The 18683-nt window shown below is 34.1% G+C and carries 22 protein-coding genes; 9 read left to right on the top strand and 13 right to left on the bottom strand.

Annotated features, from left to right (window positions below; genetic code table 11):
* Nucleotides 1-275: 275 nt before the first annotated feature.
* Together A9178_RS06560 and A9178_RS06555 are read left to right on the top strand one after the other, a co-directional pair.
* Nucleotides 276-575 carry a DUF2089 family protein gene (locus tag A9178_RS06560; protein WP_068673518.1) on the top strand — a complete coding sequence of 100 codons (300 nt, stop codon included), beginning with the start codon at nucleotides 276-278 and terminating at the stop codon, nucleotides 573-575.
* On the top strand, nucleotides 575-859 hold the full coding sequence (locus A9178_RS06555; protein WP_068673516.1) for a hypothetical protein: 285 nt from the start codon (nucleotides 575-577) through the stop codon (nucleotides 857-859). Before A9178_RS06560 ends, A9178_RS06555 begins: the two co-directional genes overlap by 1 nt.
* Nucleotides 860-1077: 218 nt before the next feature.
* Here the strand turns inward: A9178_RS06555 and A9178_RS06550 are convergent, their stop codons facing one another.
* Genes A9178_RS06550 through A9178_RS06535 form a run of 4 tightly spaced genes read right to left on the bottom strand, consistent with a single transcriptional unit; the run spans nucleotide 1078 to nucleotide 3269 of the window.
* Nucleotides 1078-1377, bottom strand: coding sequence for a YfzA family protein (locus A9178_RS06550; RefSeq protein ID WP_068673514.1), 300 nt, complete (start codon nucleotides 1375-1377; stop codon nucleotides 1078-1080).
* A 41-nt stretch (nucleotides 1378-1418) separates the two neighbouring features.
* The gene (locus tag A9178_RS06545; RefSeq protein WP_068673512.1) at nucleotides 1419-2027 is read right to left on the bottom strand and encodes an ABC-2 transporter permease; all 609 of its coding nucleotides are present in this window, start codon (nucleotides 2025-2027) and stop codon (nucleotides 1419-1421) included.
* Nucleotides 2020-2889 (bottom strand): ABC transporter ATP-binding protein, encoded by an 870-nt coding sequence (locus A9178_RS06540; protein ID WP_068673670.1) that lies wholly within the window; start codon nucleotides 2887-2889, stop codon nucleotides 2020-2022. The genes A9178_RS06545 and A9178_RS06540 overlap by 8 nt, the downstream gene beginning before the upstream one ends.
* 2 nt (nucleotides 2890-2891) lie before the next feature.
* Nucleotides 2892-3269, bottom strand: coding sequence for a GntR family transcriptional regulator (locus A9178_RS06535; RefSeq protein ID WP_068673510.1), 378 nt, complete (start codon nucleotides 3267-3269; stop codon nucleotides 2892-2894).
* Between the two features lie 239 nt (nucleotides 3270-3508).
* On the opposite strand from A9178_RS06535, the gene A9178_RS06530 reads away from it, so the two are divergent.
* Nucleotides 3509-3718: a helix-turn-helix transcriptional regulator gene (locus tag A9178_RS06530; protein WP_068673508.1), complete on the top strand. Its 210-nt coding sequence runs from the start codon at nucleotides 3509-3511 to the stop codon at nucleotides 3716-3718.
* Nucleotides 3715-4128: a hypothetical protein gene (locus tag A9178_RS06525; RefSeq protein ID WP_068673506.1), complete on the top strand. Its 414-nt coding sequence runs from the start codon at nucleotides 3715-3717 to the stop codon at nucleotides 4126-4128. Before A9178_RS06530 ends, A9178_RS06525 begins: the two co-directional genes overlap by 4 nt.
* Nucleotides 4129-4253: 125 nt before the next feature.
* Here A9178_RS06525 and A9178_RS06520 read toward each other — a convergent pair whose 3' ends face one another.
* Together A9178_RS06520 and A9178_RS06515 are read right to left on the bottom strand one after the other, a co-directional pair.
* Nucleotides 4254-4745 carry a hypothetical protein gene (locus A9178_RS06520; protein WP_068673505.1) on the bottom strand — a complete coding sequence of 164 codons (492 nt, stop codon included), beginning with the start codon at nucleotides 4743-4745 and terminating at the stop codon, nucleotides 4254-4256.
* 71 nt (nucleotides 4746-4816) lie between these two features.
* Nucleotides 4817-5437, bottom strand: coding sequence for a DUF3298 and DUF4163 domain-containing protein (locus A9178_RS06515; RefSeq protein ID WP_082918119.1), 621 nt, complete (start codon nucleotides 5435-5437; stop codon nucleotides 4817-4819).
* A gap of 192 nt (nucleotides 5438-5629) precedes the next feature.
* Here A9178_RS06515 and A9178_RS06510 point away from each other — a divergent pair, with 192 nt between their 5' ends.
* Together A9178_RS06510 and A9178_RS06505 are read left to right on the top strand one after the other, a co-directional pair.
* On the top strand, nucleotides 5630-6862 hold the full coding sequence (locus A9178_RS06510) for an MFS transporter (protein ID WP_068673503.1): 1233 nt from the start codon (nucleotides 5630-5632) through the stop codon (nucleotides 6860-6862).
* 162 nt (nucleotides 6863-7024) lie between these two features.
* Nucleotides 7025-7744 carry an HAD family hydrolase gene (locus tag A9178_RS06505; protein ID WP_068673501.1) on the top strand — a complete coding sequence of 240 codons (720 nt, stop codon included), beginning with the start codon at nucleotides 7025-7027 and terminating at the stop codon, nucleotides 7742-7744.
* A gap of 1019 nt (nucleotides 7745-8763) precedes the next feature.
* On the opposite strand, the gene A9178_RS06495 is transcribed toward A9178_RS06505, so the two are convergent.
* Nucleotides 8764-9012, bottom strand: a complete 249-nt coding sequence (locus A9178_RS06495) for a GlsB/YeaQ/YmgE family stress response membrane protein (RefSeq protein ID WP_068673499.1) — start codon at nucleotides 9010-9012, stop codon at nucleotides 8764-8766.
* A 155-nt stretch (nucleotides 9013-9167) separates the two neighbouring features.
* Here A9178_RS06495 and A9178_RS06490 point away from each other — a divergent pair, with 155 nt between their 5' ends.
* Nucleotides 9168-10292 carry a YcjF family protein gene (locus tag A9178_RS06490; protein ID WP_068673497.1) on the top strand — a complete coding sequence of 375 codons (1125 nt, stop codon included), beginning with the start codon at nucleotides 9168-9170 and terminating at the stop codon, nucleotides 10290-10292.
* Nucleotides 10293-10321: 29 nt separating this feature from the next.
* Here the strand turns inward: A9178_RS06490 and A9178_RS19485 are convergent, their stop codons facing one another.
* Nucleotides 10322-10453: a hypothetical protein gene (locus A9178_RS19485; protein WP_255376711.1), complete on the bottom strand. Its 132-nt coding sequence runs from the start codon at nucleotides 10451-10453 to the stop codon at nucleotides 10322-10324.
* A gap of 299 nt (nucleotides 10454-10752) precedes the next feature.
* Complete coding sequence (locus A9178_RS06485; protein ID WP_068673495.1) at nucleotides 10753-11928, bottom strand: MFS transporter; 1176 nt, start codon at nucleotides 11926-11928, stop codon at nucleotides 10753-10755.
* A gap of 248 nt (nucleotides 11929-12176) precedes the next feature.
* Here A9178_RS06485 and cyoE point away from each other — a divergent pair, with 248 nt between their 5' ends.
* Nucleotides 12177-13079: a heme o synthase gene (gene cyoE, locus A9178_RS06480; protein WP_068673493.1), complete on the top strand. Its 903-nt coding sequence runs from the start codon at nucleotides 12177-12179 to the stop codon at nucleotides 13077-13079.
* A gap of 477 nt (nucleotides 13080-13556) precedes the next feature.
* Here the strand turns inward: cyoE and A9178_RS06475 are convergent, their stop codons facing one another.
* Nucleotides 13557-14141, bottom strand: a complete 585-nt coding sequence (locus tag A9178_RS06475) for a PepSY domain-containing protein (RefSeq protein ID WP_068673490.1) — start codon at nucleotides 14139-14141, stop codon at nucleotides 13557-13559.
* A gap of 698 nt (nucleotides 14142-14839) precedes the next feature.
* On the opposite strand from A9178_RS06475, the gene A9178_RS06470 reads away from it, so the two are divergent.
* Nucleotides 14840-15568: an EAL domain-containing protein gene (locus tag A9178_RS06470; RefSeq protein ID WP_068673488.1), complete on the top strand. Its 729-nt coding sequence runs from the start codon at nucleotides 14840-14842 to the stop codon at nucleotides 15566-15568.
* Between the two features lie 104 nt (nucleotides 15569-15672).
* Here A9178_RS06470 and A9178_RS06465 read toward each other — a convergent pair whose 3' ends face one another.
* The 3 genes from A9178_RS06465 to A9178_RS06455 all read right to left on the bottom strand — a co-directional run bounded on the left by A9178_RS06465 (nucleotide 15673) and on the right by A9178_RS06455 (nucleotide 18587).
* Nucleotides 15673-17367 (bottom strand): methyl-accepting chemotaxis protein, encoded by a 1695-nt coding sequence (locus A9178_RS06465; protein ID WP_068673486.1) that lies wholly within the window; start codon nucleotides 17365-17367, stop codon nucleotides 15673-15675.
* A 23-nt stretch (nucleotides 17368-17390) separates the two neighbouring features.
* Entirely contained in the window at nucleotides 17391-17747 is a 357-nt protein-coding gene (locus tag A9178_RS06460; RefSeq protein ID WP_082918117.1) for a response regulator, read from the bottom strand.
* Between the two features lie 378 nt (nucleotides 17748-18125).
* Entirely contained in the window at nucleotides 18126-18587 is a 462-nt protein-coding gene (locus A9178_RS06455) for a chemotaxis protein CheX (protein ID WP_082918116.1), read from the bottom strand.
* Nucleotides 18588-18683 lie beyond the last annotated feature (96 nt).

Below are 18683 nucleotides of genomic sequence, written 5' to 3'. Positions count from 1 at the left end.
GAATGAAGTTTCACTTTATAATTAAACACAGGAAATAGCTCGAAATTAGATTGAGCTATTTTTCTTCAATCAAAGTGCACCTTATTTAAGGGTGCACTTTGTTTTTTTTACTTATAATTTTGCTGAAACTTAAAGTCAAGATGAAGTTGTCTTAACAAGTATTCTTATAAAAGTTAAAAAAATTTATAAAATATTTTTAATAAAATTTAGTTTTTGTTTCATATTATTAAGAATTATGTTAAGCTAATATTGAAATAGGGAAAGGAGTGAATTATGTGGATATCAAAGATGTACCAAACTGGATTCTGTCTTTGGAAAATGAAGATCTGGAATTCATTAAAAAGTTTATTCTAAATTCTGGTTCTTTGAAAGAAATCGCAAAGATTTATGAAGTTTCATATCCAACCGTAAGAATAAAACTGGATCGATTAATCGAGAAAATAAAAATTAATGATGCGGTAGAGAATGAGGGATTTATCAAATTTATTAAAAGTCTTTCGATTGATGATCGTATAAGTCTTGAGGATGCAAAAATGATTATCGAAAAATATAAACAAGAAAGGGACGAGAAATAATGGCTGATTTTTATAGAATTTTTATTATTGTAGGTGTATTGGCAGTTCATTACTTTTTTTCGACTAGGAATAGTATTTTTTGGGGGGCAATTATGCCGGTAGCTTATTTTGTGTATTTAACATGGACATTTGTAACAAACCGTCTTGAAAGTACGATTGGTTATATCCTTATTCTACTAATCGGAATGCTTTTCCTTATAGCAGAATGGAGTCGCGGTAGAAAGTCTCTCCATGAGAAAAGAAAAAGAGAATTAGATAAAATGACAACACACGACCTGATATAGGGGAGGTAGTAACAGGTAATGTTAGGGAGAAAGAGCATGTTTGGAAAAAGTTTGCCTTTAAAACATGCTCTTAATGGATCATCCTTTTATAAACAAGTTTGATTATTTCTGTAAAGCTCATCAATTAAGACACCATTTTATCGGAAATTATTATGTAGAGTTATAGTTTTCCCAAGAGAAACTCCTCTAATCCACTAAGAAGATTAATTTAATTTAAGTTAATTGGTTTGTCTTCTGGATTTAATGTCTTCGATTGCATTGATTAGAGTTTCCGGGAGTAAAATTATGGCAAACAATATGGTAAGTACATTACACTCCGGTGTATTATATGGAGTAAACCATTCCGTGAAAAATTTAGAATTTAATAGTCTATCAAATAATGTCCCATCTCGAAAATGGAGTATCCACGGTGAACTATCTATGAGGAGAATAATTAATTGTAAACCGAGAAATATCCCAAGGGGAAGAATCCAACTACACATTCGAACAGGACGACTAATTTTACGTTTTTCTGGCATAAGACAGTTCTCCTTTTATTTTTTACTAAATGATTTATCTCTTAAAACACTTTATTTTTATATATACGAATCGACAGAAGCCATGAACATACATATAAAGCAATAACCGAAAATCCAATCGACAAATATAATTGATGACTTTGTAAATTTAGTAATGCTTGCACAAATTCTCGAATTCTATCATTCAAGTTTTTGATAAAAAGATTTACAATGATCATATAAATTGCAAATAAAACGAGAGAAGCTACTAACAAGTACTGACTTTTAAATTTATAAGAGAATGGAAAGGCCAGTGCAGTTAAAACCATTACAATACCAAAAATAAATAATAAGTCTTCCCATGGTATTATTTCTCTATGTATCATTAAATTTCCAATAAAAATGGTAAAAACAACGATAAAAGTAAAAAGAAATACTCCTATGTACTTTGAACTGACAATTTGTTTTCGGGTATAGGGTAGGGAATTTAGTAAAATATGGATAGTAGATTTTTCATCGCTTGAAAAAACACCCATTATGATTGCAATACAAAATACAATACCTACCCAGATGGATGAAGTGCCTAGCAATAAATATACAAGTAAAATTGGTAACAAAATCATTAATGTTTTTTTGTGTAATACAATGTCTTTCCGTATTAAATTAAACATAGTGCTCCTCTCCTTTCTTTGTATAGAACATAATATCTTCAAGAGTTGGCTTCTCAATCAAAGCCATTCCACCAAATATATTTTCTGCACGTGTTTTATTTGCTGTTAATGCCTCAAAACCATGATTGGATTTTCTAATCGATATAAATTCCCGTTCCGTATCTTTGTCTAATAACTCGATTCCTCCTTTAACGATGGCATACTCTTCTTCAATTTGGTAAATTTCCTTTGTGAAAATATGTTTACCCTTGTGAATAAACGTAATATAATCTGCAATACGGTCTAAATCTGTTGTAAGGTGTGTAGAAAAAAAGATTGTTTTTTCTCCGTCTTGCATGAGATTGTGCAGTATATCTAATAATTCTCGACGAAAACTTGGATCTAACCCCGACGTAGGTTCATCCATAATAATTAATTCCGCATGATGTGATAAAGCTATGGTTAGCGAAGCCTTCATCATCATTCCTTTGGAGAATGATTTAATCTTTTTATTTAGTGGCAGTTCAAATGTTTTAACATAATAATGGAATAGATTGTCATCCCAATTGACATAGGCTGGTTTTATAATCTTTTTCATTTCCGCTAATGTTACATTTTCATAAAAAATATTTTCATCGAATACAAAACCAATCCGCTGTTTTATTTCTTTTTCATGATCCTTATAATTCAACCCAAATATCGAAATCGTTCCTCTATCAGGTTGTAATAAATTCATCATCAGTTTAATCGTTGTTGATTTCCCTGCACCATTTCCACCGATAAACCCAGTTACAAAACCTTTTTTAATAGTCATGGAAAGATTATTTAGTTGAAAGCCATCAAATGATTTATGTACATGTTGTAATTCAATTACATTTTCCATCATCATTCTTCCTCCCTATATAACATGGTAAGCAATTCCTTTAATTCATTAAGATTGATCCCAATTTCTTTACCATTTTGAATGGCGGTAACTAATTGCTCTTCTATTACTTTCCTTTTCCTCTCTTTAATCATTTCATTATTTTGCTCCGATACAAAAGAACCTTTTCCCACAACTGAATAAATGAATCCATTCTTCTCTAGTTCTTCATAGGCACGCTTGGTCGTAATAACACTTATATCCAAATCCTTTGCTAATTGACGCATGGAAGGAAGGGATTGTCCTTGCTGTAATTCATTCGTTAAAATATGTTTCTTTATTTGAGCATAAATTTGCTTATAGATGGGGCCTTTCGAATTATTCGAAATGATAATCTGCATGCAAAAACCTCTCTTATGGATAAAAATATTATTGTATATATACTTTATGTACAATATACACATGGTTAAGTTGTTTTTCAACACTTTTTTAAAAAATAATGACTAAAAAATTTACTTTTCTATTTTTTTATTAGCTTAATCTATTAAAAGTACTGATTAAATAAAATTCGCAATGTAATATATATATTGAATTATGTAATTTATATGTTACAATCCTTGTGAGGAGGTAGATTATATCATTGGAAAATAAAATAAAGATTGCCCGTGTTCAAGTTGACTTAACTCAACAACAATTAGCGGAAAAAGTTGGTATCACTCGTCAAACGATTAGTCTTATTGAAAAAGGAAAATATAATCCATCTTTAAAATTATGTCTTGAAATCTGTTATGCCGTTAATAAAACATTAGATGAACTATTTTGGAAGGAAAAGGGGAGCGATGAAAAGTGAAAAAAATAAAGGATGAGCGCTTAGCTCTAAAAAATCTAAATAACATTAGAATTGCATATATTATCCAAACCATTGGCATTCTGGGGATATTAGGGTATGACTTCGTAACAAAAGGAATAGATGGAATGACAGAAAATCCTTTATGGTTTGTTTTTATTTTGACAACAATAATTTCTGCATATTTATCCATGAGCATTAGTATAGATTACGAAGCGAGCGAGAAATCTCCAAAAAAGAGTTTTATCAATTCACTTGTTGTGCTTTTACTTATCTCTATTGTTGTTGGGATTTTAGTGGTGCTCACAGATGGCTTTAGCACAGTTAATGGCATTATGATAGGTGCAATCCTATTTATTTGTGGACTTTTTCCAATCATTTATATTTATTATTTAAGAAGACGCGATAAGTAGGAGAAATATTGCATCACAACAAATATTAAAAAAACGTTCAAAATGGAAACTACCTCGTTGCTAACGGTTAAGTCTCCATGCGAACGTTTTTTTAATATTAAATTATTTAAGTTTTTATTAAGACCCTAACACAAAACAATGATTTGATAAGGAGTAGTTTGGGCTGGGATACTTTTAGTGGTGGGTCCGTACACTACAATTAAATCACGATTTCCCGGGTTTCCGGTAAATAATTGTCCATTTGTCAATAATAAAGGAGTATACGGTGAGATATTTAATTGTAATTGTCCATCACTACTGATTAACTGGCTATTAAAATAATCTACTTTTACATTCTGTTTTGGGCTATTTTTTACCATAACAAGTGCGTTATATTGTGGAGGATAAATAAGAATGGCAGGTGCATCCCCGTTATAATATCCAGTCACCCAATCACCTATCGTTACCATTACATGGTCTACAAAATAAGTGGTAGGTGTTACGACAAAATTTACGATGGCACCTGAACTATTTTCAACGGATATTAATTTAGAACAACCTTCATTCATTCCATTTTGACCTGTATACAAGTCATTGATCATCGTTACAGTCCCCTGAAAAGACATAAAATTTGTCATACCATATAATACCTCCATTTCAATCAAAAATAATCATCAACTATATTATTCCCACGATGTTGAGGTGTCTTTTAAGAATTCGTAGCCATTCTTCCGAGTGGACCATTTTCATCAATAATATCTTGAATATCATATACAGAAATTGGGAACATTGGAAAACCAAAATAATGCGGGGTTAACTCAATTTGCTGGAAGTAGATAACAAGTGTTTTGTCAGCTATATAGAAATATTGATTAGGCTCAATTTTAGTGAATTCAGTAATAATTGGGATGTCGCGTTCCTTAATTTGTTTATGAATGATTTTTGATAGTTTATTAATATAATCACTTCCAGGTTTAAAAAGATCTTTTAAATTGCAGCGCTTCTTTTTTTCTAGATCAAATGTTACGGACCTTAATAAAGTAAGGCCATTTGCAGCCTGATGATGGTACGTGTAGTTTGAGAGGGTTATGCTTAGGACATTTCGTTGGTTATTTTTTATTTCAAAAGCACCATCCATTTCGACAACCTTTGTTGACATTTCTTCAACCTGTTCGTTAATTAGCTTTTGTGTTTCTTGAACAAACGTTTGATTCATCAAGTATTCGAAATTTCTATCCCGTGGGTAATCAACTTGTGGATAGATTACTTGTATTTTTGGGCCATCTTGAATCTTATAGGGTCTTACATTTACTGGTAAAGGTATAGGCATTTTTATCATCCTTTTTGACATATTGTATTCCTCGAAAAGGAAGATGTGAAAAAAGGAAGAAAGCAGCTATTCTAAAAGCACAGTAATAATAACAGGATTTTATATAATATTTACTTTTCTTCTTTTGAAAAAAATGTTCCCGCCATCAAGAAAAACCATATACATAGTGTAAAAGCACAGGGGTAGATATCAATGGATAAACAAAATGGGGAATTTAGATGGATTGTATTTGCTTCTGTATTATGTTCCTATTTATTAATGTCTAGTCAGCGAACAGCCCCAGGATTAATTACGGACCAGTTAATGGCTGATTTTAGTGTAACGGCAACAACGATTGGGTTGGTAACAAGTATACAGTTTTTTGTGTACACAGCTCTACAAATCCCTATGGGTATTTTGGCGGATCGATATGGACCGAATTTTTTTCTTATTGCCGGTGCGATACTGACGGGTTTGGGAACTATTATATATAGTTTAGGTACTCATGAGTTTACACTTTTTTTTGCAAGAATATTGACGGGGATAGGCGATGCGACAGTCTGGGTGAATTTGGTGTTGATTTTAGGCCAATGGTTCAATGCTAAGGAATTTACTCGACTAATTGGTGTGGCGGGTATGTCCGGAAGTCTCGGTTTCTTGCTAGCGACCGTTCCATTCTCCACATTTATTGTTTTCGTTGGTTGGAGAAAGACGTTTCTTTTAGCGGGAATTTTATTGTGCTTATGTGGAGTTCTTCTTTATTTTGTTCTTGTGAAAAAACCAAATAAACCATTATTTGAAAAAAGAGGGATGCAATGTGAAAATACATGGCTCGTATTAAAGAGAATCTTATCGAACCGGCAAGCTTGGGCCATATTTCTATCTCATTTTGGTGTCGTTGGAGCGTACTTAGGACTAATTGGTTCATGGGCAGTACCATATGGGATGGAGATATATGGCTTATCACGTACAGATGCGAGTCAACTCATTATGATTAGTTTAGTCGGAGCACTAATTGGTGCCCCATTCCTTAGTTGGCTTGCCAGTCGTATAGGAATGATTAAACGTCCTTTTGTTGTTTTCCATCTCATCTTGTTATTCTGCTGGTCTTCTATTCTTTTATTTCATGGAAAACCACCATTTATGTTTTTGGTCATTATTATGTTTGTCATCGGCTTTGCATTTGGATCCAATTCGTTAACCTTTGCTCTAGTGCGTATATCCTTTCCAGAAAACGAATCAGGAATTGTTTCCGGTTTTGCGAACACAGGTGGATTTCTAAGTGCTGTTTTGTTACCGGGTATTTTTGGTAAGATATTGGATCAGTATCAAAGTGTAGGTGATGTAGGGGCTGGTTATTTCTATGGTTTTATTACTCCGGTTATATTTTCGGTCATTGGTTTAGTTGGAGTAGTTTATATAAAAGATTACTATCAGGAAAAATGATTTATAGTAAAATTAAAATCATCCTCTATCATTAAACCTAAGAGGACTCCCTCCACAAAAAATAGCTAGAATTTTAGGTGGAAGGTGAATAGGTAGATTTCATTTTTCATCTATACGCCAACCTCTTTTACTAGTAAGATAGATAGTGGAGGAGATATGATAATGAATATAGATACAATTATTTTTGATGTTGATGATACACTATATGATCAGGCGATGTCTTTTAAAAATACATGTAGAAGAATGTTTGATAGGGAATTTACGGAAGAAGAATTAAATGAGTTTTATATAATAAGTCGAAAATATAGTGATGCATTATTTAACCGATGTGAAGCTGGCGAAATGACCGTTAAGGAGATGCATATACGGCGGATTAAAGATGCCTGTGCGGAAATTGGTATGGAAATATCAGATCAAGAATCTTTGGATTTTCAAGAAGCATATGTCGAAGAACAACAAAAAATAACCTTATTCCCTGAATCTGAAAAACTACTAGAATATTTACATGAGCAAGGAAAGCAGTTAGCCATTTTAACGAACGGTTCGGAAGGCCATCAATCCATGAAAATTAAACAATTGAATGTAGCAAGATGGATACCTGAAGAAAACACCTTTATTTCCGGGGCGATTGGTCATGCCAAACCGACGGGAAAAGCATTTCAAATATTAGAAGAAAAACTAGATTTGGATAAAGAAAAGACGGTTTATGTCGGGGATTCATTCGACAATGATATGGTTGGCGCTAAACAAGCAGGCTGGAATGCTATTTGGATGAACCACCGAAGAAGGAAAGCTCATGAAAACTCGGTAAAACCAGATAAAATTGTATATAGTGCAACAGAGCTTTTGGAATTGTTTGTTGGCCTGTATAAGAGTAACTAAGTTATTCACTAGCCTTAAAGCGAATACTAGGTATTCTAAAAAAATAACCTATAATGGTGAGCCTTCCGGAAATGTTCGGGGGGCTTCTTCATTTCCTGGGAAATATCGACATTCTATTAGGAGATTCGGGGCAATATTCTGGGGAATTCGCAGGAAATGTAATCAAGTTGGTTTGGATGGTTGGTTTAGGTTACGATATGATTAAAGGAAAATATTGTTTGAAGGATGGGCATTTTTAAAATAGCATTTATTTCCGCTATTCATCTAACGCACTGGACTGGTTCTCGAAAATAGATTGCAGCTCTTGGTGAACTGTGCTTTCATGGTTCGGAACCATTTGTATGTATTCTAAAGTACCTAAATTGGAGGGTGATTCAAGTTAGAAAAGCTGCTGTATGTATAGGAATCGTTTCGGGTGTTGCTAGCATTAGTCTATGGTTCTTATTGAATTTTTTCAATCCTTATTCTAACGTAAATGGATTAGAGCCAATAATTAGAACATTCTTTTTGTTAGCTTTACCGGCCTTTTTAGCAATTTCAGGATCCATCAAAAATAAACCCGCGTTCATGTTTATCGCATTTATCTGGTCATTGCCAATCAGCTTTTACTTAGCCTTTATTCCAGGAATATTTGTTTTGTTTGGTTTTACAAGTGTTTTGTATTTACTTAGTTTTTTGCTTATGCGATATGAAAGGAAAAGGGAGAAATAGCTAATTCAACATGGGAAGAAGGTAAATGTGGAGCGTGATTCCAATTTTATCGGATAACGGAAGATGTTCTTGACAAGGGAGTGATTTTTATTGAGATGTGGGGCAAAATGCTTTCAGGTTACAATAGATAAGGATGAAGAAAAACTTCTGAAGCGGGTAGTCGCCAGGACTCCTGCTGAAGCAAGGAAAAGGATTCGTAATGAATTTGGGACTGAGGTTCAAATTGTATCGGTACGCGAAGAAAAGGGACGATAATATAAAAACGGTAATGGGAAGAAAAGTTGCCACATTACCGTTTTTTATTTAAATTACTTTCTTGCAGCTTTCATAATTAGACTGACAATGAAAATAAGAACAATCGCACCAATAAGTGCAGGTATGATATAAAAGTCTCCTATTTCAGGTCCCCAATCTCCTAGTATGAGAGAACCTAACCATGCCCCGATAAAACCAGCAATGATATTACCTATAATTCCACCAGGTATGTCTTTGCCAACAATGAGACTTGCAATCCAACCAAGAATTCCCCCTACAATTAAACTCCAAATTAATCCCATCGCGTCAACATCCTTTTTAGTAAATTTAGTTTTAATTTACCCTGCTTTTTTATTTTTAAACCAGCAGAAGAGTAGTGGTTATGGTTGTTGGGGTATAATAAGATAAAAGTCCGTTTTATTTTAGCAGTAAATAGGTATTTTAAGGGGAGAAGAAAATGAAAAAATCATCGGGTATGAATTTTAATATGAAGGATATTGTAAAAGAACTGGAATCGGACTATAACAGTATGGTGAAGCCAAACATCATGATAGCGGGAAAAACGGGTGTTGGTAAAAGTACACTCATTAATGCTATTTTTCGGGAAAAGATGGTCGAAACAGGTACTGGTAAGCCTGTCACACAACATTTACAAAGAATTTCTAAGGATTCAGTTCCTGTCACTTTATTTGATACGAAAGGGTTAGAGCTCACTGAAATTGCTAGAAAAGAAGTACGGAATGAAATTGTAAGCGAAATTGAGAAGCGGGAAAAAAGTAAAGATATAAATGACCATATTCATCTCATGTGGTATTGTATCACCTATGAATCGTATCGGATTGAAAAGGAAGAAATCGAATGGATTGAGCTATTCTCCAAGAAAATGCCTGTGGTACTTGTACTTACACAATGCTTTAGTGATGATATCTCTTTTTATGAACAATTAAAGAAAATGGAATTACCAGTAAAAAGTATTGTACGCCTGCTAGCAGCTCCTAAAAGAATTATCAATAATATAGAAATTCCTGCTTATGGACTAAACAACCTTGTTGATGTCACTTTCGATGCCTTACCAGATGCAACGAAAAGGGCTTTTGTTAACGCGCAAAAAACAAATATTGATTTGAAGGTAAAAGAAGCAAAAAAGTGGTCGACCGGTTTCATTGCTAGTTCGTTTGGGGCCGGGTTCACCCCAATTCCGTTTTCCGATGCTGTAGTTTTGTCTGGGATACAGGTCACCTTAATTACAAAAATCACTAATATTTTTGGTTTTCCACGATCACGTTCTCTAATACAAACAATTGTTACCGCATTGGCTGGGACAAGTGTTGCGACTCTTACTGGAAGGGCATTGGTCGGACAGTTACTTAAGTTTATTCCTGGTGTAGGTACAGTGGCAGGTGGGCTCATTAATGGTGCGGTTGCCTCCACTATTACAACTAGCTTGGCATTTGCATATATAAAAGTTTGTGAAAAGTTAAGTTATCAAACGGATATTGAATCGATGTCTGAAACCGATATTGCGGAAATGGTGCGGGAACAATATGAAAAAGAGTTGAAGAGGAATAAGGGGAAATCTTAAATTCAAGTAAGATTCCCTTTTTCATCTCTTCAAACCAAAGTAGAAATACGTTGTTTCCATTTTTCAGGTAAACATTTATAAATTTGACCTTGGAAACGAAGGTCAAGATAAAGTAATATAGTTAAAATACCCATTGCACAAGTTATAATCCACTTATTCATGATGTTTCCTCCGGTTATTTTTTGATTTTAGTAACGCCAAGCTTCGAAATAAGGGCGACTAAGATTCAGGTGGCGTAAAACTCCACCTGAATCAAGTCTTCTTTATTAATCTTAATTACTGTACGATATCTGAGTTTGAATGCTGATATCTGGGTTTTCATGCTGATATCTGAGTTTGAATGCTGATATCTGAGTTTGCATGCTGATATCTGGGTTTGAATGCTGGATATTTAAGTTTGAATACTGATATCCGTTCCAAAATCCAAATATCAACCACTCTACACCATAAGATTCAACCCCTAATTCCCACGACTAATCCCTTTCGACTTTGATGCAGAAAATACTCGAAACAGTACAAACGCAATAATCGATAGTAAAATACCGGAAACATAGGGTAATCCAATAGAAATCGAGAATAACCAGCCGCCTAATGGTGGACCAATGATTCTACCAAGTGAATCGAAAGACGAAATCATCCCTGTTACACCGCCGTGTCCATTCCTAGAACGCTTCGTCAGTAAAGAAGAAACGGCTGGACGGATGACTCCATTTCCTAAACCAAAGATAGTTAAATAAATAGCTGCTGTTACAAAGTTTTCGGTAAATAAAATAAGTAAAAAACCAATGGCAGAAACAAAGATTCCTATTTGAATAACAAAACCTTCCCCAAATCGTTTAATTAATCCGCCAACCATACCACCTTGTACAATGGCACTACCTAGCCCCATTATCATGAAAATATACCCTAGTTCCGTTGTACCAAGATCAGCCTTTTCTGCAGCAAAGTAGGCAAAAGTTGCTTCTAACCCAGCTAAAGAAAGGGTAACGAAGAATGATAGGAAATACATGATAGATGTTGGGCCACTTAACGTTATTAATAAGCCTCCAGATTTTCCAGGGGATTTTTTTCTTCTGTTTTCAACAGATAAGGATTCTTTTAAAATGAACATTACCATGAAGAAAGTGAACAGAGAAAAGATTCCTGCTAAGAAAAAAGGTGTACTTAAACTTGATTTTGAGAAAATACCGCCGACTGCAGGACCAAATATGAATCCTAGTCCAATTGCAGCACCAACAATTCCCATTCCTTTTCCACGATCTTCTTCAGATGTGATATCTGCTGCATATGCCATGACAGTCGGCATATTGGCAGAAGATAAAACCCCACCTATAATTCTTGCTACGAATAGCATCCATAATTGTGAGGAAATTGCCATTAAGAAAAACGAAAGAGCTAATCCTAATGTTCCAATCATAATGACGGGTTTGCGCCCAATTCGGTCAGAAACCTTGCCCCACATAGGAGCAAAAATCAATTGCATAAGTGAATAAACTGCCATTAATAACCCTAATTCAGTTGGCGATGCACCCAGTTCTTCCGCATAGAAGGGGAGGACAGGGATAATAATTCCGAAACCAACCATTACGAGAAACATGACAGCAAACAAGATTGGTAATGCTTTATTTGTATTCATCATAGGTCACTCCGATTTTTGTAAAAGCTACTCTACTTAAAATAATATAGGAAAAGTTACATATTTGCGAGAGACAACCACAAAAGTAATAGTGAAAAAAGTGTGAAGATAGAAGACGACATAATTCAGATAAAGTGGGAAAATCAATGACTTTAACAAATACAATATGGTATATTAATTCTGCTTAGTTTTATCATCTTTTATTTGATGAAGTAAGAAATCATCCAGAAAAAAGGAAGTGAACATAGATGGGGAAGGTAGAAAATCTGCCTTTGTCAAAAATTTTGGCTCAAACTATTAAAACAGGAATCATCAAATCAAATTTGATTCCAATGTTTGCAGGATTGACATTGTCATTATATACCTATCAAATCAGTATTTTTGAGAAATGGCCTGAAATTATATTTGCTTTTATTGGTACTATATTAGTTATAGGAGCAGCAGGGGCTTTTAATAATTTGTATGATCGAGACATAGATACAATCATGGAGAGAACTAAAATTAGACCTACTGTAACGGGAGAAATAAATCCTAAAACAGTACTATGGCTTGCTATTTTCATGTCTATTTTCGGAATCATATCTCTTGCATTAACTACTCCATTAGCGGCTCTTCTTGGGTTTTTAGGTTTATTCTTTTATGTTGTCCCATATACGATGTGGAGTAAAAGAAGGACGGTTTTCAATACGGAGATTGGAAGTATTTCTGGAGCAATGCCGCCCCTAATTGGGTGGGCTGCTATTTATCCAGACATTACACATCCAGCGGCCCTTGGTCTATTTATCATCGCCGTTATTTGGCAAATGCCGCATTTTTATTCCATAGCTATTCGAAGACATAACGAATATAAGGCTGCAAAGGTACCTATGTTGCCAGTGGTAAAAGGGATTAAGAGGACATATATACAAACGAACATTTATTTAATTGTATTAATTGCAATAAGTTTTCTTTTTAGTTCCTTAAGTATGGGACTTATGTTAGTGGCGCTTCTTTTGAGTGTTGTTTGGCTTCTTTTAAGTATAGTTGGTTACAAGAAGATGGATTCAGAGAAATGGGCTAAATCCATGTTTATTTATTCTTTAATTCATATGACCATTCTTTTTTCAACGGTCATTATCTATTCTCTTATGGGGATTATTTTTAATTTATAATAATTCAACTTTAAAATAAAAGGGGCAACCTTCTGCCCCCTATGTTTTTCTTAAGATCTATTTCGTCGATGTCTTTCTTTTCCGCCTTTCATGGCATTTAATTCTTCTTTACTTTTATTTTTTTTCTTTTTGTCTTTATTTGTACTCATGATCATCCTCCTTTTTTGGCAGTAAGGAAAGTATAAATTCCTTCCCGTCTGCATAAGTGCAACTAAGTCATTCGCCCAAAGGCTTGGCGAATGCCAAGTTTTCTAACTTAGTGTGTGTAAAATCACTTTCAATCATGCAATAGAAAAATAACCGATATAGTCCGGTTTTCCAATAGCAATGAATAGCGCGTTGAGAAAAAGGAAGGCTAGGTTTCAAACGCAAGTATGGTAGTAATCGCCCATACAATGAAGGCTTAGAGATAAAATTCTCTAAGCCTTCATTCATAATGTGATTTTTGTTGTGAAAATCCCGTGAAACTTTTCTATTTTAATCATCTAGTTCTTGTTCTAATATTTTCCCTGTAACAGCATCTATTGTCATATCCACTTCGCCATTATTTGTTTTTAGTTCGATTTCGTATTCATAACGATTGTCGTCTTCATCTAATTCTATTTTGAATACTTTACCGCCGACTTTTTCTACCGCGATTTTCTTAGCCTCTTCAATAGAAATGATGTTTTCTAGAGCTTTGTTGTGTTTATAATCAATATCATCGTGATCATCTTTCTCTACATGTAATACTTCTCCAGTATAAGCTTCGATGTAGATGTCATATTCTGCATCACCGTTTTCAATTTCTACTTCATAATAAGAATACCCATCATCATCCATTTCTAAATCGATACTATCGATACGGCCATTTTGTTCGGATAAAGCAATTTCTTTAGCCTTTTCTACTGAAAGAAAATCCTTCGCTGATGCAACATTCTTTGACTGCGCAACTTCTTCTGACTTAATAGCCTCATCTTTCACAATTACCTCATTATTATCATTCATAGCTGCTCCTACTATTGTTGAACCACCTAATAAAATTCCTGCCGTTACAATTCCAGTTACTAACATTTTGTTCATTCTTCTTCCTCCTTGTAATATCTTATCTACACTATATCCAGTTAAGTTTATAGAGAGGTGAGAGGAAGATTAGAATTTGATGAGAAAAATGCTACACTAAAAGTTCAAAAGTCGGATATCTGCCTTTAATCACGAAAGTTATGAAATAAGTTTTTAGACCTATTGCTTACACCAAATATTTCACATAACCCTGCGAAAACTAAAGAAATCTATACCATTATGCATCAGCCCTTTCCTAATCGTTTTCCTCGAGTAACAGTAATATCAACAGGATTGAATAAACTTCATTTTGTCCAACAGTTAGCAATCTTATAAAGATAATTCACTTTGTTCAATTTTGCCTTGATTATTTGCCAAAGGCCAATCATAATAGAAGATACCGTCTCAATTGTTAGTAACTTTGGTCTGTTCCTAAATGTATCTACTATCTGATAACTCCGTTTTATTCCATACAATTTCCCCCTCAAAGCTAGAATTTTTTATTTTTCTACCTGAAACAGATATTTTAATTTGTTCTTAAACACCCTCTAATGACAAATTTCCTGTCTGCACTTGTAATTATATTGTGTTTACCTCGTTATTTTAACTGTGAATATAGTATTGGATAGATTATATTTTTCAATCTATATGAGAGCAAAGTATTACCAGTTATCCATTCGCTATTTTATTTATTGAGAATTTGTAAAGGAGATAAATAAATGACAGTTAATAATATTGATGAGTTAATTAAACAGGAGGAATTCTATCATTTTTTTCAACCATTATATAACATAAATACAGAGCAAGTTGTTGGTTATGAGGCGTTGTTTCGTTCGAGCTTGTTTTCCAATCCTCAAGAAGCATTTCAAGCCGCAAAAAAGAATAATCAACTGTATGAATTAGAATTAAAAAATATAAAGAAGGCCATTTATACACTCGTTCATTCAGAAGTGATGACAGACAAAATCAAGCTTTTTCTTAATATTTTTCCTTCTACTATAATGCAGCCTGATTTTCTAGAAATTTTAGATAAAATCATACTAGAAGCAAAGTTAAGGAAAGAGCAGATTATTCTGGAGTTAAATGAATGTGACGTGGTGGTTGATATGAAATCCTTTCAATCCAACGTATTGGAGTGTAAGAAACGGGGCTATTTCATCGCAATTGATGATTTCGGTCAGGGAACAGCATCCATGAGAGCCCTTGTTGATTTAACTCCACAAATTGTAAAGATAGATAAATATTTTGTGGAGCAAATTTCAACGAATGAATCCAAACAAGAAATGTTAAAATCCTTCGTAAATTATTGTGAAAGCATGAATACGTATTTAATTCAGGAAGGGGTAGAGAATGTAAAAGAATTAAATATCATTAAAAGGTTAGGAATCCTATTTGGACAAGGTTATTATCTAGGTAGGCCAAAGCCATTAAAGGTAGACTGTGATTAGAAGATAGACTAACGAGAATACAGAAAAGGATAGTTCATGCTCTGAACTATCCTTCACTTTTATCTACACGGCGTTACTAAAACTCCACCTGTACCAAGTCTTCTTTATAATTTAAAATTACGTACCAATCCATTTAAATCTTCAGCTAATCTAGCTAATTCATTAGCACTTCCTGCGACTTCTTCCATCGCACTACTTGTTTGTTGAGATGAAGCAGAGGTTTCTTCAATACCGGCTGCAGATTGTTCCGAGATAGCGGCAATTTCATAAATGGAACTGTTCATTTCCTGGTTACTCGCCGCAATGTCTGACATGTTCGTATTAATGAAATTAATGCTGTTCACTGCTTCTGAAATAGAATGTTGGATTGTATTGAATTTCTCATTTGTTAAGCGGATTTGATTTGTACCTAACTCCACTTCTTGGTATCCATTGTTTAAGGAAGTAGTTACTTGATTAATTTCATTTTGAATGGATCCAACAATATTAGAAATATCGGATACAGAATGTCCAACTTGTTCTGCTAGTTTTCTCACTTCATCTGCCACAACGGCAAAACCTCTACCTTGTTCACCGGCACGTGCCGCTTCAATGGCTGCATTTAAAGCTAGTAAATTCGTTTGGTCTGCAATATCTCGAATAACGACAACTAATTTTGAGATTTCACGTGATTGTTCGTCGAGACCTTGAACTTTCTTCACAGAATCCTGAACGATTGAATCAATATTTTCCATTTGACTCATAGAAGAATTCATTAAATCTGTTCCTTCGTTCGCCAATACAAGCACTTGATTGGATTCATTCGTTGCTCGCTCTGTATTTTCTGTTGTTTGTTCGATTTTTTCCGTATAATCTTTCATCATAGATGATAAATCCGTCGTCATATTTGCTTGTGATTCGGAACCAGAAGCTAATTCCTCCATAGTAGTAGAAATTTGTTCGGTTCCAGAACGTACTTCATTTGCTGATTGTGTTAGTTCTTCGCTATGAGAAGAAACAGTAGCTGTAACCTCACTAATTGTTAACATGATATTGCGCATACTATTATTCATATCATTAGTGGCGTTAATAAGCTGTCCAAGCTCATCTCTAGAATCAGTATGTATTGCTTCATTATTTAAATTACCCATTGCGATTTCTTTCATTTTTTCCATTACGATTTTGATTGGGTCCACAATTGATTTAGATGTAATCAAGGCTGTTATTATCCCTAGTAAAAGTACGATAATAGCCGTAATGATACCTGTAGTAACAATTCGCTTACCATTTTCTTGAACGGTATTTCCTAATTTTACAATTTTTTCTTCTCTCTCTATTGCTAATTCATCAAAACCGTCCATTAATTGTCTACTTAGCGGATTTACCGTTGTTTTCATTATTTCTAATGCTTCTTCTTTGTTCCCTTTACTATATTCTAAGAAAACTTTATCTGCTAATTGTTCCCATTCTACTTTTTCATTTACTAATTCATCCAATTTTTCGGAATCACTTAGTTCACGAGCTTGATTTATTAATTCGGTACTTTTGTTTGTTCCGTTTTGGAACCTATCCATATAATCTTGCTCACCATATAATAAGTAACCCCGAATTAAACCAGTTCGATTAGCCATATTTCCTGATAACTGCTCATCCAATAATAAAAGCTCTAATTCATTATCGATTAAGTTTTCAACTTTCTTATTGGACTTTATAATAGAGTTAGTATTTAGAACGCTTGATAAAAGTGTAAGAACGATAACGATAGAAAAACCAAATACAATCTTTGTACGAACACTTTTAAATTTAAGTAGATTTTTCATTAGGAACACCTCGATTTTGTGTTTTAAAGGATTTTTTCTAACGCTTCTTGTATTCTTTCTTTCTGAAATGGTTTAACGATAAAATCATTCGCACCCGCTTTAATAGCATCGACAACCATAGTTTGTTGTCCCATAGCGGAGCACATAATGATTTTGACATTAGGATTATCACTCTTAATTTGTTTCACCGCATCAACCCCGTTCATTTCCGGCATTGTAATATCCATCGTAATTAAATCTGGATTTAGTTGTTTTGCCTTTTCTACTGCATCGAGGCCGTTTTCAGCTTCCCCAATTACTTCATGACCTAATTCTGTAATCATATTTTTAAGTTGCATTCTCATAAATGCTGCATCATCTGTAATTAATACCTTTACCAATGATAAGTCTCCCTTCTTTTTGGCAGATATGAATGTCCTGCATAAGTGTGATTAAGGTAATTGCCTGAGCTTGGGCAACGCTTTGTTTTTTAATTTTCTAGGAAATTAAAAAACATGTATGGCTGTGGATAACTTAGATACCGAAATAGCCACGTCCGGCTCCAGCGCCCAGTGACTAGTAGACTTCCTTCACCTCCGTACGATAAGTCAACATCGGCTCGCTTACGCTCACCGTGTTTCCTTTATCTCCTACGGCTCAGTCCAGTCTATACGTCACTAAACGGGCGCTTGCACCTTTGTTCTAAACATTGAAGGCTCAATGGTGAGCATTCTATTATTTATATCGGTCAAAATTCCTATTTGTAAAGTGTTAGAATATTAATCTAAAAGCAGACAAATATCTAGGTTTCCCATTAATTCGAACTGGATCGTTAAACGAATAGCCTTTCCGAAACCAGTTAAGTTTGTGTTACCTTGCAAAATAGTCGGTGCGGAAATATCTGTATTTATCCCTTGGGTAGAAATACTAGTTGCTAATCCACCTGCAATCATATTCCCTAGTTCACCACTAAAGGAACTAAGCATGTCACCCTCAATTGGCATTCCAAATAAACTCTCACCGATTGCGCTGAAGATTTTTGGATTCCCAGTTAGAACGAGATTACCTTTCACATCACCTGTAAGACCTATAAGTACCCCATATTGAATGTTAAGTGGGGTTGGTAGAATACTAGGTTCAGAAACTTGATGTGGAATTGGGATAACATTTTTAACGGATGTAATCGTACTATTTAACATCATGGTGATATGCTGTGTTTTTTCTTCTATTACAATTGACATAGAAATACTCCTTTTCGAGGTTGTTAGACTTAAATACTCAGACTTTTTACCTATTTTATTGTTTTCTTTCATCATATTCCATTTTAAATAATAGTG

The organism is Oceanobacillus sp. Castelsardo, assembly GCF_001659985.1.
Lineage (GTDB): Bacteria > Bacillota > Bacilli > Bacillales > Amphibacillaceae > Oceanobacillus.
The sequence above is the reverse complement of the archived record's forward strand: the minus strand, read 5'-3'. Positions and strand labels throughout refer to the sequence as shown.

Excerpts from the sequence above, each read along its gene's own strand:
- A9178_RS06555 (WP_068673516.1), top strand. The coding sequence starts at position 575 with ATGGCTGATTTTTATAGAATTTTTATTATTGTAGGTGTATTGGCAGTT.
- A9178_RS06550 (WP_068673514.1), bottom strand. The coding sequence starts at position 1,377 with ATGCCAGAAAAACGTAAAATTAGTCGTCCTGTTCGAATGTGTAGTTGG.
- A9178_RS06545 (WP_068673512.1), bottom strand. The coding sequence starts at position 2,027 with ATGTTTAATTTAATACGGAAAGACATTGTATTACACAAAAAAACATTA.
- A9178_RS06540 (WP_068673670.1), bottom strand. The coding sequence starts at position 2,889 with ATGGAAAATGTAATTGAATTACAACATGTACATAAATCATTTGATGGC.
- A9178_RS06535 (WP_068673510.1), bottom strand. The coding sequence starts at position 3,269 with ATGCAGATTATCATTTCGAATAATTCGAAAGGCCCCATCTATAAGCAA.
- A9178_RS06520 (WP_068673505.1), bottom strand. The coding sequence starts at position 4,745 with ATGACAAATTTTATGTCTTTTCAGGGGACTGTAACGATGATCAATGAC.
- A9178_RS06515 (WP_082918119.1), bottom strand. The coding sequence starts at position 5,437 with ATGCCTATACCTTTACCAGTAAATGTAAGACCCTATAAGATTCAAGAT.
- A9178_RS06510 (WP_068673503.1), top strand. The coding sequence starts at position 5,630 with ATGGATAAACAAAATGGGGAATTTAGATGGATTGTATTTGCTTCTGTA.
- A9178_RS06505 (WP_068673501.1), top strand. The coding sequence starts at position 7,025 with ATGAATATAGATACAATTATTTTTGATGTTGATGATACACTATATGAT.
- A9178_RS06495 (WP_068673499.1), bottom strand. The coding sequence starts at position 9,012 with ATGGGATTAATTTGGAGTTTAATTGTAGGGGGAATTCTTGGTTGGATT.
- A9178_RS06490 (WP_068673497.1), top strand. The coding sequence starts at position 9,168 with ATGAAAAAATCATCGGGTATGAATTTTAATATGAAGGATATTGTAAAA.
- A9178_RS19485 (WP_255376711.1), bottom strand. The coding sequence starts at position 10,453 with ATGAATAAGTGGATTATAACTTGTGCAATGGGTATTTTAACTATATTA.
- A9178_RS06485 (WP_068673495.1), bottom strand. The coding sequence starts at position 11,928 with ATGAATACAAATAAAGCATTACCAATCTTGTTTGCTGTCATGTTTCTC.
- cyoE (WP_068673493.1), top strand. The coding sequence starts at position 12,177 with ATGGGGAAGGTAGAAAATCTGCCTTTGTCAAAAATTTTGGCTCAAACT.
- A9178_RS06475 (WP_068673490.1), bottom strand. The coding sequence starts at position 14,141 with ATGAACAAAATGTTAGTAACTGGAATTGTAACGGCAGGAATTTTATTA.
- A9178_RS06470 (WP_068673488.1), top strand. The coding sequence starts at position 14,840 with ATGACAGTTAATAATATTGATGAGTTAATTAAACAGGAGGAATTCTAT.
- A9178_RS06465 (WP_068673486.1), bottom strand. The coding sequence starts at position 17,367 with ATGAAAAATCTACTTAAATTTAAAAGTGTTCGTACAAAGATTGTATTT.
- A9178_RS06455 (WP_082918116.1), bottom strand. The coding sequence starts at position 18,587 with ATGTCAATTGTAATAGAAGAAAAAACACAGCATATCACCATGATGTTA.